Source organism: Siminovitchia sediminis, from assembly GCF_042680885.1.
In the GTDB taxonomy this organism is placed as follows: domain Bacteria; phylum Bacillota; class Bacilli; order Bacillales; family Bacillaceae_C; genus Siminovitchia; species Siminovitchia sediminis.
Genome location: NZ_JBHUEO010000036.1, coordinates 19482 through 36336 on the forward strand (window position 1 = coordinate 19482; position 16855 = coordinate 36336).

Genomic DNA, 16855 nt, shown 5'->3' on the forward strand with positions numbered 1-16855 from the left:
GGTGATGAATATGCGAAATGTAACCGATCGAATATTCCAAGGAGCAATTTCAGTTTTTATAAGGAAGGGATTGCAGGCAACAACACAAGAGGTTGCTAAAGAAGCAGGTGTTGCAGAAGTAACACTATATCGCAGGTATTCTACTAAGGAAAACCTGTTTATTACAGTCATCAAAAATGTATTAGAAAAAAAGTTCGATTCCCATGTTCTAGAAATTGCAAAAGAGAATGAAACTGAAGTATTTTTAATGAATATTATTGAAGATAGATTAGAAATATTGTCAAAGAATTACGACCTGGTAAAAATGCTCTTATCCGAAAGCTTAAGGGGAAATTTAGCAAATGAAATTAATTTGCCCGATATTATTTTTTCAAGTTTAAAAAAAGGTTTGGAATATCATTTTGAACTTAAAAATCAAACAGTTGATATAGATTTTTGTGCAAGACAGTTGGGAGGGATATTTTTAAGCTATGTTGTACTACCTAACGCACAACCATTCAACAAGTTAACTTTGCAAGAGAAAAAGGATATAGCAAGAAAACATGCAAAAGCAGTGCTTGCAACGATATGAGGAAAATGGAAATAAGTTATATTTTAATTCGGGAGGGATGCGGCAATGTGCGGGCATTACGCTATTTTTACTTCACAAGCCGTCAATCCTTTTTTTGATGAACCGATTCCATGTCTTGATATTGGGGAACGCATACGTTCTCACAATTTGTTGATGCATCTTTGAAGATACCACACCTTTATTACTTCCTCACATATTGTTGAAGATATTGCATTTCTTTGTACAAAAATTGGTGTAAATAGAATTGGAAGAGTGCTATTTGAAGGCCGGCCGGTCAATCCACGCTTAATGGGTGGGCACCTTGCGCTTTTAAAATCTAAGTATATTCATTTAATTGCATTCGATATTATGGTAGCTAATTAGTGGCAAGAAAGATTAAAACTACTTAGGAGGGTTCCTTTTGGCAAGTGTAATTAAGGAAAGAGAAACGCCTTTAGGTGGAACCGTGTATGAACGATATGATAGTAATAATGAATTGATTCAGAAATTTGGGGCAGTTGGCTTTGTCAAAGAATCGACCGAAAAGAATAAGACATACTTCATTATTACAGACTTGAATGGAAGATTAATAGATGATGCGAATATCTATCTAAATAAAACGATTGGAGATGCAGAACATAGTAAAAGGCAAAATGCTTACACTGCTTTAAAGTTGTTTTATTCGTTTCTACAATTAGAACATTATGATGACCCTCAAGATATAACCGAAGATGATATTAGAAACTTTCGATTATTTTTGGAAGGAGGACAAAAAGAAGGCTCGCTAAGGAAATTGGACATTCAGAGAAGGGGTAATAGCACCTTTAACATCTATTTAAGCGTATATCGGGATTTTTATAAACAAATGTACGGTTTAATAAATTTATCTATATTTGATACGGTCAGTATAGGGACAGCATATGGTGATGGGTTCTTGGCTCATGCCAAGAATACCACACAGGAAAAATACAAAAGCAACAAAAAAGTAGCTGAGAAACAATCAATTCCAAAATACATCAAGCATGACCAATACGAAAAAATTATTGAATTGATTGAGGAAAAATACAGTCTACGTGAAGAGGTTATTATCCAATTAATGTACAAATACGGACTACGATTAGGGGAAGTTTTAGGGCTGACTTTTGAAGATATAATGCCATCATATTTAGACGGTAAATTTGACCTTATCATTCGAAATAGAATATCAGACAAGCCTGATCAAAAGGCTAAAGGAACTCCATCACCTAAATTAGCAGATCACTATAAGGATAGTTGGTATACCGAAGAAGGAATTGGATACCAAAAAGTCCTAATTGAAGAATATATGGCAGAAATGATTTATGAATATATTGACGAATCAAGGGATGACATTATATTGAGCAAAAGTGCGAAGAAAAGGGAAAATTTAAAAAACAAAGCTGCAGCTGATAGGGTTGGAACAGCCCCTCTTTTAAATAACGAAAATCAATATATCTTTTTAAATCACCAACACTATACCCCTTTAACACAAGGGGGCTGGAATTATGTATTAAGGGAAATATTTAAATCTGTCGGGATTCAAATTGACAAAGGTGTTAAAAAGGAGAATTTGAGCCATAGATTTCGTCATGGCTTCGCTATGGTAATGGTGAAAAAAGGTTATCAAATAGTGGAGTTGCAAAAGGCACTTAGACATGCCAGTCCTATGAGTTGCGAGGCCTATTATAACCCTGATGATAAAGACAAGGCAGAATTATTAAGGAAAAATCATGAACGGTTGGAGGAGAGCCAATATAGTGATTCTACCAAGTGACTTTTATGATGAAAAGGATATCATATCCATTACCAAAGAGTTGGATTCAATTGAATTTGATAAATTAATTAAATCTTATATCTGTGAATGGCTTCAAACAAAGAAAATGCAGAATATTATATTGGAAAGACCGAGTCTCTTGGTACGAAATAAAAAGAAGGGGAACGTTAAAGCACAATTTATCAATCGTTTTATAAGAACTATAGGAAAGTTTATTAGGAGGCAAGACCATTTCACATGGGAAAATTACTGTAAGATTATCCGAGAGTTTCTAAAGTTAACGCTTGGCTATCGTTCTCCGTTGAGATTAATGACTCGGAATTTTTATTTACATGTACTTTCATCGAAAATTATCACCGACACAGAAGTAAAAAACTTTATCAAACAGTATGGTTATCTTCTTTTGCACACAGAATATGCAACGAAAAATGCAGGAAGTCGAAAAACCACTCTCTTTATTGAGCAAAATATTACGACCTACTTTCCCCTCGATTCTATGGTGGAACAAATAATTCAAATGGAGTGTGATACGGGACTTGGAAAAATATATCATGCAAACTTCTTTATACGTACCCAAAATGAGTTCCTTTATAAGATAATTGTGAATTTTATGGAAATTCACAACAGAAAAAAGCTTAATACCTTTGAAACTAGAATATTTATTACGTTGTTTGAGGATAGTTTAAAAGGATTGCAAATAAATAGTTTTAAAGATTTTAACAAGGAGACATTTAAAACGCAGCTTCTTTATTATAATGCCTTTCTCCATGAGTTTTATCCGAAAGGAAGAAAAAATAATTTTTCTTATAATTTGCTTGTGAAATTTTACAGATACATAGATGACATGTACATGGAGGAATTTGGGCATAGATTATTCAATTCATTTTCTTTTAATAGAGATATTATCACACATATGTACTATCAAAAAAGTGTTGAAGAGGGTTATGAAATTGTAAATCTAAATTCTATAGGCGATTATCCAAATACTGATAAATGGTTTATAGTTGCCGACACTAAAAAGCAAGGTACGCACATAGCAAATGCCAAAAACACCCTAATGAATTTTGAATTAATACGAAATCTTGAACTTAGGGAGGATTTAAAGGGTTTTATTTGGAAATTAGAAGCGTCATATGGAAGGATCTATGTGTATTTTTCTAATATTATAGACTTTCTGAATGAAGCTGATTCCTACTTTAAAAAGGAATTGGAAGTATCACCAATGCGTACTATATCGGGAACGACAGTTCCCAACCAATTATTAGGTTCAAGTGAGGTTAAACTTTTTTCCAATAGATTCCTAACCTATTATTATGACTGTCTCATAGATAATGAGGAATGGTCAGCAAACTATATTAATAGTCGAATCAAGAACATCCGATTTTTCTTAGATCAAATTAAGCACAAGTATGGTATTCCAAGTATAATGATAGAACTTTTTAGAAAGATTGATGTGGATTATAAAGGTGGGACTCCCATCTTGGCGGAAGATTTCATAAAAATATCGACAGAATTTAGAAAGAGAATTCATACCGAAGAGGATGAACTTTTATTCATTGCTTTTCAGTTGACAGCAGAAACAAAACTCCGACTTGGCGAAACATTGGGTTTGGAAAGAGATTGTATTTGCTCTATTGATAAAAACGGAAGATTTGGCACAATTCGTTACTTAAAGAAGACATTAGAAAGAGAATATATACATGAAGTCTTAATGATTGAACACATACGATTAATTCAAAGGGCAATTAACATCACCCAAAAAATTTATGAACAAACAGATTCAGACTTAGGAAAGTACATTTTTATTGGTGCTGGATCCTTCTATGGTAATAAAGTAGTGAAAATAAGAACACGATTTCGTGTAATGTTTAGTGAAGTTATTGATGAGTTATTATTAACAAAAAAAATTAAGGTGAGATACACACCTATCAATTTGCGTCACACTTATATAGAAAAAGCATGGCAAAACGTTGAGGATGGTTTAATATCCACATTAGAAATTGGGGTAATAACGGGCAATTCTGCGGGTGTTGCGTATAAGCATTATCGTAATAGAAATAACACCCAACGGTATGTAGAAGCACTTTATGGTGTTTCTATTTTTGACGATGATTTATCTAAACAGGTTGTTGACAAAGAAACAGTTGAACATCTCGCCCCTGTTCAAGGTGGTGCGGGTGGCTGCTCCAGTGAAACATGTATTAAAATGGAAGTTGATGAAGATAGCTTTTATAAATGTCTGACATGCCCAAAATTTGTCACTACTACAGAACGTAGTTCTTTTTTTGAAAAGAAAATGGATGAATATAAGGACAAGAAAGAAATGGCAACGTCCAACGCTGAAAAGCAGTTTTATACAGGTTTAATGGAACTTTACGGGGGTTACTTAGCAGAAATGTACTCACAAATGGAGGTGGAAAAATGATTGTTGAACAAGATGAACAAATCGAATCGATTGAAATCGATGTTGATGATATCGAATGGAATAATGAAATTGCGAATGCTTTATCGTCTGAACAGAACTATCTGATAGGTGATTGGATTGATGAACCTTCCCTTTGGGTTACGAGTAAAATAAAGTTTTCCAATAACATATGGGATATTTCTAGTAAATTACATTCTAGAGTTCTTTATTTTACGCCAATTAGAACAAAAATATTTCGAGTGTTATTAAAACACATTGCAGTCCGTGATCTGTATATTTCACGCAAACGCAAAAGAAACAGCACAGTGTATAAAAAGATAATCTGGATAAGAGAATTTATTTTGTATTTAGAGAAAAAGAAATACATGTATGATTTAAGATATATCACACCTGAGATTGTTAATGAATATGTTGAAGATTTGATGAAAGTCAATATAACAAAAGACACTTTGTCAAGAAAATTAAATGCAATTCAAAAGTTCTTAGAGGAAATTAATATTGCGGGGTATGATATAGACTTATCTGATTATCAAAAGACGCTAAATAGGGTATCCTTAGCTGAACTAAAAGCAGATAGGGAAGTTGGCAAGACTCCTAATATCTCGAAAAGGATTTTTAAACAAACAGTTAAGTGTGCTTTAACGGATATAATGGATGATAGTCTAAGAATCCAAGACCGTATGATGGCATGTCAAATTGTTATTTTAGCCCATACAGGTATGAGAAAAGGGGAGCTTCAACGATTAGAAGAAGGGAAATTACGAGAACTTAGCATATTCGATGATAAAGAAAAAGCCTATTTCCTTGAATTTTTTACTTATAAAACAACTGCTGCAAAGGGCGGTAGATGGACAGAGACTATTGCCTACCCTGAAACCGTAAAAGCCTATCAAATTATTGAAAAGGTTTCAGAGAAAAGAAGGGCATTTGGCAAAACAACATATTTGCACGTAAACGGTAATGGTAAAAGATATGGTGATACTGCATTTTATTATAGCTTTGATGGATTCTTTTATAGACATCAAAAAGAGATATTTAACAATCTATCAGTATTTGAAAAAACAGAAGTACACATTAATAAAGTAAATTCTACTTTTTTGATGTACCTTGGAAATAGTGTTTCCACTACACCAGTTATAGGAGAAACCTTTTTTACTTTGAATCCGCATCAATTCAGGGTGTTTATGGCGAATAGATTAAAAGAAGAGGGTAAAGGTCTTCAATGGATAATGAAGCATATGAACCATATGAGTGAGGAAATGACAAAACACTATTTTAGAGATGATTATCTCGTCCAAGAAACGTTATTAAGGCGGGCATCGAAAGATGGAAACTCGTTAGAGGTAGACTCGAACAACCAGAATAGTATTATAAGTGATGAACTGTCTGAACCCGAATTACTAAAAGCTTATCAAGAAATAAACAAATTTCTCAAAAAGAAGAAATTCAATATCTTTAAGGATATTGATGAAATTATTCATATTCTAAAATACAATCCCTTACGGGAATCCATTGTTGGTATTTGTACCAAACAAATGGGGATCTTATGCGAGCGCCAGTACCGTCTTGCCACCATGGAGAAGTGGTACTATCTAAGTCCTAAAGTACCTAATATTGACTCTTTTGATTTTACATACAAACGCTTTATTGACAAAGCTAAAATTGTTCAGCATAACAAAGAATTAGTACAACAGGATTCAAAATATCTAAGAGACTATGAAACTGAACATAGGTCTTTCATTAAGTTTTATCAGAACCGAGTATTACCCGAACAAGAATTAGTCCTTTCCTTGTTAAACGAAAAAGGAAAAGATTATATCGTATCGTTTTACCCGCAATTAGAGGCCATTGTTTCCAATATTAATGATGTAAATAAGGAGATAGCGAAATGGGCGTCGAAATTGATATTAGTGCACGTGTAAATGAAAAAACCATCGAATATGGGATTGGCAAATTGAATGACGTAAGTAGTACAAAAATCCAAGAACAGTTAGTTCTGATCGAAAAATGTCTGCAAGAGTTCCGAGGGGAGCAAAATCGCTTGTTTGAGCAAATAAAGGAACATAGCAAACTGTCGATTCTTTCCGTTTCAAAGGAAACAGATATCAAAAGAAGTCAGATTTACAAAAATCCAAAAACATTAAAACTGTATGTTGAAAATCGGATTTCCGAAATTAAAAAGGAAGACATTTTGAAGGTAAATAAGCTTGAACAGCTTAGAAACGATAAACGAGAACTTAGTGACCATTTAGACCGTTTAAGGCAACAAGTAGTGGATAATTTTGAATTGAAACAACTTGCCGAAGTCTTGGAAGCCCAAAACAAACGTCTTAACGAACAAATAGAAAGAAGACAAAAGGATATTTACAAATTGCAAAAGGAAAATGATAGTTTGCAAAAAAAACTAAATAAATTGAACAGCAAAAATGTTATACCCTTAAGGTGATAGATCCAATTCAAAAACATGAGCGATAGTTCTAACTGATTTTTTTTATGTGAAATTGTCTAAAAATCTTACAGAAAACGAAGGATTTTCCCCACATAAGAGCTGGAAATTGATTTCTCTTTAATGAAAATTTGTCCAAAGCTAAAATTACGGAAAACAACCAAAGAACGTTGATGTATCAAGGGTTATTATATTTGTACAAAAAAACCACTTTTCATAAAGATGGCACGATGCCGCATGATCAGGTAATGAGAGCGATTGAACTGCTTGGTACCAAAGTGGCGCCCATCGTTCGCGAGGAAGTCACCAAGTGGGAAGCGGGGCAGTAAATGGTAGCAGGTGGATAAAACAATGAAGAAAATGCAGTATCAGAAAAAAAATCTGATGCTGCTTTTTTCATAAGAATTGTCTGCTCGAAAGTTCCGGCTTTTCACGATGTAAAAAAATTAACCAGTTGTTTCATAATGTGATATTATCTTTAGTTTTATTTTGACTCGCCGTTATAATTAAACTTACATACTCATTAGGCGGCTGTTACCATGTAAGGGCTGCCAGGCTGTATCAAAAGCAAGGAGGAGAATCTCAATGATTGCATCGGTGAGAAAGGCATGCCAAATTATTGATTGCTTCTCCAATGATGATCCTGCACTCGGAATTGGAGAGATTGCCAATCGCTTAAATATGAATGTCAGCACAGCTCACCACATTGTTAGCACCCTATGCAATGAAGGTGTGTTAATGAAAGACAGTAAAAAACAGTATCGTTTAGGGTGGAAGCTCCTGGAATGGAATAATCATGTGATGTTTCAGCAGGATGTTTATGATAAGGCGATGCCGCTGGTAAAAGATCTGGTCAGCAGGTTTACAGGGGTCGCTCATATTGCCATGTATGATAAAGGGACGGTCGTTTTCGTATTAAGGGTTTCATCCAATGAACCCATGCCGATTCATACGTATATCGGTTCCAGGAAACCCGCCTATGCGACGAGTGCCGGAAAAATATTGCTGGCTTATAATCAGCACTACTTGCAAGAAACCATTGACAGGGGATTGTCCAACGAAGGTCCCAATACGATCACTGATATCAATCAGCTGAAAAAGGAACTCGGAGCTATTCGCCAAAATGGTTATTCGATCAGCAACAATGAAAACCCAGATGGAATGTATGGCGTTGCAGCCCCTATTCTTTCTTATTCACAGCAAATTATTGCAGCGGTCAACCTTGTAGGGCCTCCTTCTTACATGGAAGGGAATCAATTGTTGATCCAAAGTGTGAAAAATACGGCCCAGTCCATCTCCAAAGAATTGGGATACATTGAAATTTAATTTGATTTGGCGCAGAACAATCTTTGTAAAAAATGGATGACGCCTCGAATCTCTGCCGCGATGAAAAAATGGCAGCCGAGAAATGTTCAGGCACCCGAATATGAAAAGTCCCTCTTTGAATGGCAGTTAAAGAGTGTACGTAACATCCGATTGCAGCTCGAATGTATTGAATAGGATTGAAGAACGGCTCACATTGCCCGAATTTGAAAGAATCTTCTTATATCAGCCCGAGGAGCGTTCATGACACCGACCGGTAGTTTGAGGATTTGGAACATGTTAACTAATTTACATTAAAAGAAAAAATGTATAGAAAATTTTCCCGCATTTCATATGGTGAAATTCCGCTGGAGTCCAAAGGATGCGCTTTCATTATACTAAATATAAATACAAATCTCCTGATCTATGAAGCGCATGGTTTTGTTGAATGCGCTTTAGCCTGGGAGAAAGATTAGAATGGAGGGTTTCACAGTATGTCAAAAGAAACAATTCGAACTTTTAAAGCGTCCAGTCTCAAGGGATGGATCGAGGAGAACCAGGATAAGCTGCGGCCGCCGGTAAATAACAAGGAGATGTTTCCGGGTTCCAACATGATTGTCATGATGGTAGGGGGGCCGAATAAGCGGCGTGATTTTCACATAAGCCCCGCGGAGGAGTTTTTCTATCAAATTAAGGGTGACTGTTATGTGGAAATTATCAATGATGAAGGAAAAAGAGAAGTCGTTACTGTAAAAGAAGGAGAAGTATTCTTACTTCCTGCCAATGTTCCCCATTCCCCGCACCGCGTGGCTGATACGATTGGAATGGTTATTGAAGAGCCGCGCCAAGGCAAGAAGGAGCACATGGTATGGTACTGTGATAACTGCGATCATGAAATGCACCGGGTAACAATGGAATTGACGGATATCGGCACACAACTAAAGGCAGCCATCGAGGAGTTTGACTCAAGCGAAGATTTGAGAACGTGTGATAAGTGCGGACATGTTATGCCGGAGGAAGTAGGGTTGTGGCAACCATGAGAGTAGATTTCCATACTCATATCATTCCAGAAGATATACCTGATTTCGTAGAAAAATATGGTGGAGGCCGCTGGCCGGTGTTGGAAAAAACGTGTTCATGCGGTGCCAACATTATGGTGTCCGGCAAGAACTTCCGTGAAGTGACCGACCAGGTATGGAGCCCCGAAAAAAGAATTGAAGATATGGATAACGAAGGGGTAGACATTCAGGTCATCTCGCCAATACCCGTCACATTTTCTTACTGGGCAGATCCTGCACAAGCGGAGGAATTTTCCAAAATTCAAAATGACTTTATCTCCCAAACTGTAAAGGAAAATCCGGATCGGTTTATTGGCTTGGGTACGGTTCCGATGCAGGATGCGGAAACAGCTGTCAGGGAAATGAAGCGCTGTATTTTTGAGCTGGGACTAAAAGGGATAGAAATCGGTACAAACGTAAACGGAAAGAACCTTGATGACGACTCATTTGCAGAGTTTTTCCAAATGGCTGAAGAGTGGGATGTACCGTTGTTTGTTCACCCTTGGGAGACTCTTGGAAGAGAGCGCTTTCCGCGCCACAACTTCATGTATACCGTCGGAATGCCAAGTGAAACTGCTTTGGCGGCAGCCAGCCTGATTAATGGGGCAGTTATGGAGAAACACCCGAATTTAAAGGTTTGTTTTGCCCATGGGGGCGGATCTTTCCCTTATATCCTTCCGCGTCTGGATCAAGGGTGGAACGTATGGCCGCATATCCGGAAAATTGAAAAGCCGCCCAGCTACTATGCGAAGAAGTTTTACTTCGATTCATTGAACTATGACCCTGTGAACCTGCAATATCTGATCGACCGTTTTGGTTTTGAAAAAATTGTCATGGGATCCGATTATCCATTCTTACTGAGGGAGATACCTCCAGGGAAAGTGATTGATGAAACGCCTGGTTTGACGGAGGAACAAAGAAAGGCAATTCTTGGCGAAAATGCGTTGAAATTTCTAAATATCAATGTAAAGGAAGAGTTATTGAAATGACAAATGAGAAAGCAAATGTAGCAGATAGAGCATTAACTCCCGAACAAAAGCTGGAGGAACTGGGGCTGGAGCTTCCGCCCCTTCGTCCGTCCGTCGGCAGCTATATCAGCTGTGTCCGGACCGGAAATCTGCTGTTTACAGCCGGACAGGGTGTGGACCAGTTCCATGGAAAGCTTGGCAGGGATCTGACTACGGAAGAAGGCTACAAGGCTGCCCGGCAGTCTATGCTCAACCTGTTGAGCGTTGTGAAGAATGAACTGGGTGATTTGAGCAAAGTCAAGCGGGTTGTAAAATTGCTCGGCATGGTGAACTGTACAGAAGACTTCACTGAGCAGCCGATTGTCATGAACGGAGCCTCCGATCTTCTCGGGAAGATTTTTGGCGAGAAAGGGCAGCATGGCCGCTCCGCTGTAGGTATGCAGCAGCTGCCGAACAATACCGCGATTGAGATTGAAATGATTCTGGAAGTGGAGGACGAGGGGGGATCAAAGTGACGAAGCAAGGAACATTGGAAGGCATCAAAGTACAAGACGCCCAGCTCTTTATAGACGGACAATATGTAGATGCTCACTCTGGAGCCACGTTTGATTCCCTTAACCCGGCGAATAACCAGAAGCTGGCTTCTGTAGCCAAAGCGGATGAAACTGATACAAAACGCGCCATCGATGCGGCCCACCGGACGTTTGTCAGCGGTGTATGGAGCAGGATGCCGGTGGAAGAGCGCTCGCGTATTCTGTGCAAAATGTCAGACCTCATTTTGGAAAAAGTGGACGAGCTGGCTTACGTGGAGACGTTGGATGTCGGAAAGCCGATCAAAGAAAGCAGAGATTTTGACATTCCACGTGCAGCGGCGAATTTCCGATTCTTTGCGGAAATGGCCAAGTATGTCGTTCATGAACACTATGATATGAGTAACCACATGTCATACACCCAGTATGCTCCGGCTGGTGTGACCAGCTTGATTATTCCTTGGAATCTGCCATTTATGCAGATGACTTGGAAGGCGTCGGCTGCATTGGCGTCGGGCAACTCCGTTGTTGTCAAACCGGCATCTTATACACCGTTAAGCGCTGTCATGCTGGGGGACATTGCCAATAAAGCCGGCTTGCCGCCGGGTGTTCTAAACATAGTAACCGGACCAGGGGGAACGGTAGGTACAGTGATGGCTACCGATCCAAAGGTACGGCGTCTGTCCTTTGTCGGTGAATCTGAAACCGGAAAGACTGTGATGGCCAATGCTTCAAAGAGCCTGATTCCCGTATCTTTGGAGCTGGGCGGAAAATCAGCGAACATTGTCTTTGAAGATGCAGATCTGGATGAAGCTGTAGCGGGTTCAATTGAAGCAATCTTCCGTAATCAGGGAGAAATCTGTCTCGCCGGCTCCAGAATTCTGGTTCAGGAATCTGTTTATGACCAATTCTTAGATAAATTTGTAGAAGCCGTGAAGAAGATAAAAGTCGGAGATCCTCTTGATGAGGCTACTGATATGGGAGCGCTGGTTTCCAGCGGCCATTTAGAAACCGTTGATAACTATGTACAGATTGGCCTGCAAGAAGGTGCGAAGCTGGCATATGGAGGAAAAAGAATTGATGATCTTGGAGAAGGAAACTTCTATATGCCGACGGTTCTATATGATGTAAACAACAATATGCGTGTCGCACAGGAAGAGATCTTTGGTCCTGTACCGGTAGTTATTCCATTTAAGACGGAAGAAGAGGCAATTGCGATCGCCAATGATTCCATCTATGGTTTAGCTGGTGTAGTCTGGACCAACGACCTAAGAAAGGCACATCGTGTATCCGCTTCAATCCATTCCGGACTTCTTTGGATCAACTGCTGGTATGTTCGTGATCTGCGGACACCATTTGGCGGATCCAAGGCAAGCGGAATCGGCAGAGAAGGTGGAAGGCATAGTTTCGAATTCTACACAGAAGCAAAGACAATCACAATGAAAAAGTAACATACAAACAGAAAGGTGAGCCGATCACCTTTCCTTTGTTTAGAATGAAGAACAATCAAGATTATTATTATGTTTAGCTCCGAGCGCCACCGGCGAAAGGATCAGGCCAATGGACTCTGAATGCTATCCTTGCCTTCAGAAACGTTGTCTGGTGCTTGTCGCATAAAACTGTGCGCTCTGCGCTTTTCTTATAAGCAGGAGGGACAAAGAGTGACCACTAAAATTGCGGATTTTGCTCAAGAACTGTTTCATGCGGAAGAGAATCGCAAGGAAATATCTCCTTTAACAGAGCGTGACCCATCTCTTACAGTGGAAGATGCTTATCAAATCCAGTTGGAAACAGTGAAACTGAAAAATGAAAAGGGAAAAACGGTCATTGGCAAGAAGGTTGGTTTAACAAGTGTCGCTATGCAAAAGATGCTCAATGTTGACGAACCGGACTATGGACATTTGTTTGATGATATGAAAATTGAAAGTGGAAGCACGATCGATACGGCGGAGATGATTGCTCCAAGAGTGGAAGCGGAGATCGGTTTTATGCTGAATGAAGACCTGGTCGGCCCACATGTGACTTATCTGGATGTGTTGTTGGCAACTGAATATGTCGTTCCTACTTTGGAAATTATCGACAGCCGCATAGCTGATTGGAAAATTAAGCTGATCGATACGGTAGCGGATAACGGCTCATCTGCAAAGGTAGTCATCGGTGACCGTAAAACAACACCGGAAAATACAGATTTGCGGACAGCAGGAATGGCGCTTTACAAAAATGATGAGCTGATGGCCACCGGTTCCGGAGCAGCTGCTCTCGGCCATCCGGCGGAAGCCATTGCCTGGCTGGCAAACAAATTGCACGAATACGGCATCACCTTGAAAAAAGGCGAACTCATTTTACCTGGAGCTCTTTCAGCGGCTATGAATGTGGAAGCAGGCAATTACGTAAAAGCAGATTTTGGTCCGCTGGGTTCTGTCAGTGTGACGTTCAAATAAAAGCAATGGTTGAAAGGAGATAATTTTTATGGGGAAAGTAAAAGCCGCTATCCTCGGATCGGGAAATATTGGCACAGATCTAATGTATAAGCTGCAAAACAGCGAAGTCATTGAATTGACTGCTGTCATCGGTATAGATGAGCATTCCGACGGGTTGAAAAGAGCGCGGGATAAAGGATACCAGACATTCTTTAATGGAATCCAGGCGATAGTGGATCAGCCTGATCTTGCGGACATTGTATTTGATGCCACCTCTGCAAAGGCCCATTTGCATCATGCGAAGGTATTAAAAGAACTTGGCAAGAGAGTTGTCGATTTAACTCCTGCAGCTGTCGGCCCATTTTTCAGCCCGGCCGTAGGCACAGAGATCGGAGATGAACCCGCAGATAATGTCAACATGATTACGTGCGGAGGACAGGCCACCATTCCGATGGTCCATGCAGTAAATGCAGTGGCGGATGTGTCCTATGCGGAAATTGTCGCTACGATTTCCAGCAAGAGTGCCGGACCGGGAACACGTGCAAATATTGATGAATTTACCATTACAACCCGACGGGGCATTGAGGAAGTTGGCGGGGCGGATAAAGGAAAAGCCCTCATTATCCTCAATCCTGCTGAGCCGCCAATTTTAATGCGAAATACGGTATATTGCGAAGTGAAAAATATGGACGAGCAGGCTGTTCACGACTCAATCAACGACATGGTTAAGAAAGTTCAGGAATACGTGCCCGGCTACCGATTAAAGCAGGAACCTCTCATTGACGGCAATATTGTCACAATCTTCCTTGAAGTTGAAGGAGCGGGAGACTATTTTCCTCCGTATGCCGGAAACCTTGATATTATGACAGCTGCAGCTGCGAGAGTCGGAGAAGATATCGCCCGCAGCATGACTGTTGTTTCCTAACCAACAATAAACCCAAATGAGAAAGGAGTTCTTCCTTTATGAATAAACCCGGAAAGGATATTAAAATTACAGAAGTCTGCCTGCGTGACGGAAGCCACTCGGTGGCACACCAATTCACCGAAAAGCAGGTGAGGGATGTAACCCGTGCATTGGATGATGCAGGCATGCACTATATCGAAGTCAGCCATGGAGACGGACTTGGAGGATCTACGATCCAGTACGGCCGTTCCTTAGTAGATGAGATGAAACTGATCGAAGCAGCTGTTGAGGAGGCGAAACAATCAAAGATTGCTGTTTTGCTTCTTCCGGGCATTGGCACCGTACATGAATTAAAAGAAGCTAGCAAACGCGGGGCAAAACTGGTCAGAGTGGCGACCCATGTGACAGAAGCGGATGTTTCGGCTCAGCATATTGACATGGCTCGGGAGCTTGGAATGGAGGCTCTGGGCTTTTTGATGATGGCACACTCTGCACCGGTTGAAAAGCTGGTAGAACAGGCAAAATTAATGGAAAGTTATGGTGCCCAAGCCGTTTATGTCACAGACTCTGCCGGGGCATTGCTTCCGCACGAGGTACGGGAAAGAGTCCGAGCCCTTCGGGAGAACTTGGATATCGAAGTTGGTTTCCATGGGCATAACAATTTGTCTGTAGCTGTAGCGAATACCCTTGCGGCGATTGAGGAAGGGGCTACACGGATAGATGGAGCTGTCCGCTGCCTTGGTGCAGGAGCAGGCAACACACAGACTGAAGTATTGCTGGCGGTGATGGACCGCATGGGATATGATGTCGGCATCGACTTATATAAAATGATGGACTTGGCCGAAGATGTGGTAGGTCCCATTATTCCGGGATCCCAGGAGATCAGAAAAGGCAGCCTGGCACTTGGCTATGCCGGCGTTTACTCCAGCTTCCTTCTTCATGCGGAGCGGGCAGGAAAGAGATTTGGAATCGATCCTCGGGATATCTTAATTGAGCTGGGAGAAATGAAGGTCGTCGGAGGTCAAGAGGATATGATTATTGACGTTGCGGCGAATTTATCTAAAAAACAAGCAGTGGAGGCATGATCATGATGTTGAAAACAAGAGAGGACCAAGAGATCATCGACTATCTGTTGTCCGCTGAACGTGAGGCGCGTGAAGTGGTCAAGATTACTGATACCTATCCGGACCTGACCATTGAAAAGGCCTATGAGCTCCAAGACGGCCTTCTGGCCAGGAGGCTGGAAGTAAATCAAACAAAGACTGTAGGTGTCAAGCTTGGTCTTACCAGTAAGGCCAAGCAAGAAATGATGGGAGTTAATGAAGCGATTTACGGATACCTGCATGCAGATATGCTGGCATATGAATGGGAACCGATGACAAGATCCGAACTGATTCATCCAAAAGCCGAGCCTGAAATTGCCTTTTTCCTTGATAAGGATTTGGAGGGGGAAAATGTCACCGAAGAAGAGGTCATTGCAGCGACTAAATATGTGGCGCCTGCATTGGAAGTGATCGACAGCCGTTATAAGGATTTCCGATTTACCCTTGTCGATGTAGTGGCAGATAACTGCTCTTCCGTAAAGTTTGTCGTTGGCAGCCAGCTGGTGAGTCCTGACAAGCTTGATCTGGGTAACATTGGCATGGTGATGTCCAAAAATGGAAAAGTAGAGCAGACAGGTTCCAGTGCTGCTGTACTCGGTCACCCGGCAACAGCCATTGCTTGGGCAGCCCAGCAAATGAGCCGGCGGGGCAAAGGATTTAAGAAGGGTGATATTATTTTAAGCGGCGCTATGTCTGAAGCAATTTCCTTTGATTCCGGAGATACCATCACAGCTCAATTTAATGGGCTTGGCAGTGTCTCTTTCAGTTGTGAATGAGGGCTATAGGAGGAAATAATGCCAATTATTCAAGTTCAAGTACTAAAAGGAAGAAGCCGTGAAGAGATCAGAGGCTTAATTGCGGATGTAACTGAAGCCGCAGTAAAAAACTTGTCTGTAAAGCCCGAGCAAGTGCGGGTATTAGTAACGGAAATGGAGCATAGCCATTGGGGGGCAGGAGGTCTCCCGATTGATGAGTTCAGAAGACAAAAAAAATAAAGATCTAGAATGGCTGAGAACGGAAGAATCTTGTTCAGAACATGTAAGGACTTGCTCCTGAACAAGGTTCTTTCCATTTCAGCCAGAAGGTAGAGGAGCGGTTACAAATGGGAAGGTTAAGAAAGATACTTGTTGCCAACCGCGGCGAGATTGCCATCCGCGTGTTCAGGGCCTGTACGGAGCTGGGAATCCGGACAGTCGCCATCTACTCCCGTGAGGATTCCGGGTCCTACCATCGGTATAAAGCGGATGAGGCCTACCTGGTCGGGGAAGGAAAAAAGCCGATTGATGCCTATCTTGATATCGAAGGCATCATCGAGATTGCCAAACGTTCAGAAGCCGATGCCATTCATCCGGGATAC

At 40.6% G+C, this 16855-nt stretch carries 17 protein-coding genes; all 17 read left to right on the forward strand.

The genetic code is table 11. The features are described 5' to 3' along the window. Positions 1-10: 10 nt before the first annotated feature. The gene (locus ACFSCZ_RS12410) at positions 11-571 is read left to right on the forward strand and encodes a TetR/AcrR family transcriptional regulator (RefSeq protein WP_126430613.1); all 561 of its coding nucleotides are present in this window, start codon (positions 11-13) and stop codon (positions 569-571) included. A gap of 400 nt (positions 572-971) precedes the next feature. Next, entirely contained in the window at positions 972-2342 is a 1371-nt protein-coding gene (locus ACFSCZ_RS12415) for a tyrosine-type recombinase/integrase (protein ID WP_126430614.1), read from the forward strand. Continuing rightward, positions 2326-4767, forward strand: coding sequence for a hypothetical protein (locus ACFSCZ_RS12420; protein ID WP_380774246.1), 2442 nt, complete (start codon positions 2326-2328; stop codon positions 4765-4767). The genes ACFSCZ_RS12415 and ACFSCZ_RS12420 overlap by 17 nt, the downstream gene beginning before the upstream one ends. After that, entirely contained in the window at positions 4764-6689 is a 1926-nt protein-coding gene (locus tag ACFSCZ_RS12425) for a tyrosine-type recombinase/integrase (RefSeq protein ID WP_126430616.1), read from the forward strand. Before ACFSCZ_RS12420 ends, ACFSCZ_RS12425 begins: the two co-directional genes overlap by 4 nt. Beyond that, positions 6656-7213, forward strand: coding sequence for a hypothetical protein (locus ACFSCZ_RS12430; RefSeq protein ID WP_126430617.1), 558 nt, complete (start codon positions 6656-6658; stop codon positions 7211-7213). Before ACFSCZ_RS12425 ends, ACFSCZ_RS12430 begins: the two co-directional genes overlap by 34 nt. Before the next feature lie 194 nt (positions 7214-7407). After that, positions 7408-7542, forward strand: a complete 135-nt coding sequence (locus ACFSCZ_RS12435) for a hypothetical protein (protein WP_380774258.1) — start codon at positions 7408-7410, stop codon at positions 7540-7542. Between the two features lie 256 nt (positions 7543-7798). Then, the gene (locus ACFSCZ_RS12440) at positions 7799-8539 is read left to right on the forward strand and encodes an IclR family transcriptional regulator (RefSeq protein ID WP_380774247.1); all 741 of its coding nucleotides are present in this window, start codon (positions 7799-7801) and stop codon (positions 8537-8539) included. A 470-nt stretch (positions 8540-9009) separates the two neighbouring features. Next, positions 9010-9555, forward strand: coding sequence for a 3-hydroxyanthranilate 3,4-dioxygenase (locus ACFSCZ_RS12445; RefSeq protein WP_380774248.1), 546 nt, complete (start codon positions 9010-9012; stop codon positions 9553-9555). Then, positions 9552-10562, forward strand: a complete 1011-nt coding sequence (locus ACFSCZ_RS12450; RefSeq protein ID WP_380774257.1) for an amidohydrolase family protein — start codon at positions 9552-9554, stop codon at positions 10560-10562. The genes ACFSCZ_RS12445 and ACFSCZ_RS12450 overlap by 4 nt, the downstream gene beginning before the upstream one ends. Continuing rightward, positions 10559-11056, forward strand: coding sequence for a RidA family protein (locus tag ACFSCZ_RS12455; RefSeq protein ID WP_380774249.1), 498 nt, complete (start codon positions 10559-10561; stop codon positions 11054-11056). The genes ACFSCZ_RS12450 and ACFSCZ_RS12455 overlap by 4 nt, the downstream gene beginning before the upstream one ends. Then, complete coding sequence (locus ACFSCZ_RS12460) at positions 11053-12522, forward strand: aldehyde dehydrogenase (RefSeq protein WP_380774250.1); 1470 nt, start codon at positions 11053-11055, stop codon at positions 12520-12522. Before ACFSCZ_RS12455 ends, ACFSCZ_RS12460 begins: the two co-directional genes overlap by 4 nt. A 210-nt stretch (positions 12523-12732) precedes the next feature. Continuing rightward, complete coding sequence (locus tag ACFSCZ_RS12465) at positions 12733-13512, forward strand: 2-keto-4-pentenoate hydratase (protein WP_380774251.1); 780 nt, start codon at positions 12733-12735, stop codon at positions 13510-13512. 28 nt (positions 13513-13540) lie between these two features. Beyond that, positions 13541-14416: an acetaldehyde dehydrogenase (acetylating) gene (locus tag ACFSCZ_RS12470; protein ID WP_380774252.1), complete on the forward strand. Its 876-nt coding sequence runs from the start codon at positions 13541-13543 to the stop codon at positions 14414-14416. Positions 14417-14454: 38 nt separating this feature from the next. Continuing rightward, positions 14455-15480 (forward strand): 4-hydroxy-2-oxovalerate aldolase, encoded by a 1026-nt coding sequence (dmpG, locus tag ACFSCZ_RS12475; protein WP_380774253.1) that lies wholly within the window; start codon positions 14455-14457, stop codon positions 15478-15480. Between the two features lie 2 nt (positions 15481-15482). Then, entirely contained in the window at positions 15483-16274 is a 792-nt protein-coding gene (locus ACFSCZ_RS12480; RefSeq protein ID WP_380774254.1) for a 2-keto-4-pentenoate hydratase, read from the forward strand. Positions 16275-16292: 18 nt separating this feature from the next. Continuing rightward, entirely contained in the window at positions 16293-16493 is a 201-nt protein-coding gene (locus ACFSCZ_RS12485) for a 2-hydroxymuconate tautomerase family protein (RefSeq protein WP_380774255.1), read from the forward strand. Between the two features lie 107 nt (positions 16494-16600). Continuing rightward, the coding region (locus ACFSCZ_RS12490) for a biotin carboxylase N-terminal domain-containing protein (protein ID WP_380774256.1) at positions 16601-16855 on the forward strand (255 nt) is incomplete at its 3' end.

Excerpts from the sequence above, each read along its gene's own strand:
- ACFSCZ_RS12410 (WP_126430613.1), top strand. The coding sequence starts at position 11 with ATGCGAAATGTAACCGATCGAATATTCCAAGGAGCAATTTCAGTTTTT.
- dmpG (WP_380774253.1), top strand. The coding sequence starts at position 14,455 with ATGAATAAACCCGGAAAGGATATTAAAATTACAGAAGTCTGCCTGCGT.
- ACFSCZ_RS12430 (WP_126430617.1), top strand. The coding sequence starts at position 6,656 with ATGGGCGTCGAAATTGATATTAGTGCACGTGTAAATGAAAAAACCATC.
- ACFSCZ_RS12425 (WP_126430616.1), top strand. The coding sequence starts at position 4,764 with ATGATTGTTGAACAAGATGAACAAATCGAATCGATTGAAATCGATGTT.
- ACFSCZ_RS12440 (WP_380774247.1), top strand. The coding sequence starts at position 7,799 with ATGATTGCATCGGTGAGAAAGGCATGCCAAATTATTGATTGCTTCTCC.
- ACFSCZ_RS12485 (WP_380774255.1), top strand. The coding sequence starts at position 16,293 with ATGCCAATTATTCAAGTTCAAGTACTAAAAGGAAGAAGCCGTGAAGAG.
- ACFSCZ_RS12480 (WP_380774254.1), top strand. The coding sequence starts at position 15,483 with ATGATGTTGAAAACAAGAGAGGACCAAGAGATCATCGACTATCTGTTG.
- ACFSCZ_RS12455 (WP_380774249.1), top strand. The coding sequence starts at position 10,559 with ATGACAAATGAGAAAGCAAATGTAGCAGATAGAGCATTAACTCCCGAA.
- ACFSCZ_RS12450 (WP_380774257.1), top strand. The coding sequence starts at position 9,552 with ATGAGAGTAGATTTCCATACTCATATCATTCCAGAAGATATACCTGAT.
- ACFSCZ_RS12470 (WP_380774252.1), top strand. The coding sequence starts at position 13,541 with ATGGGGAAAGTAAAAGCCGCTATCCTCGGATCGGGAAATATTGGCACA.
- ACFSCZ_RS12445 (WP_380774248.1), top strand. The coding sequence starts at position 9,010 with ATGTCAAAAGAAACAATTCGAACTTTTAAAGCGTCCAGTCTCAAGGGA.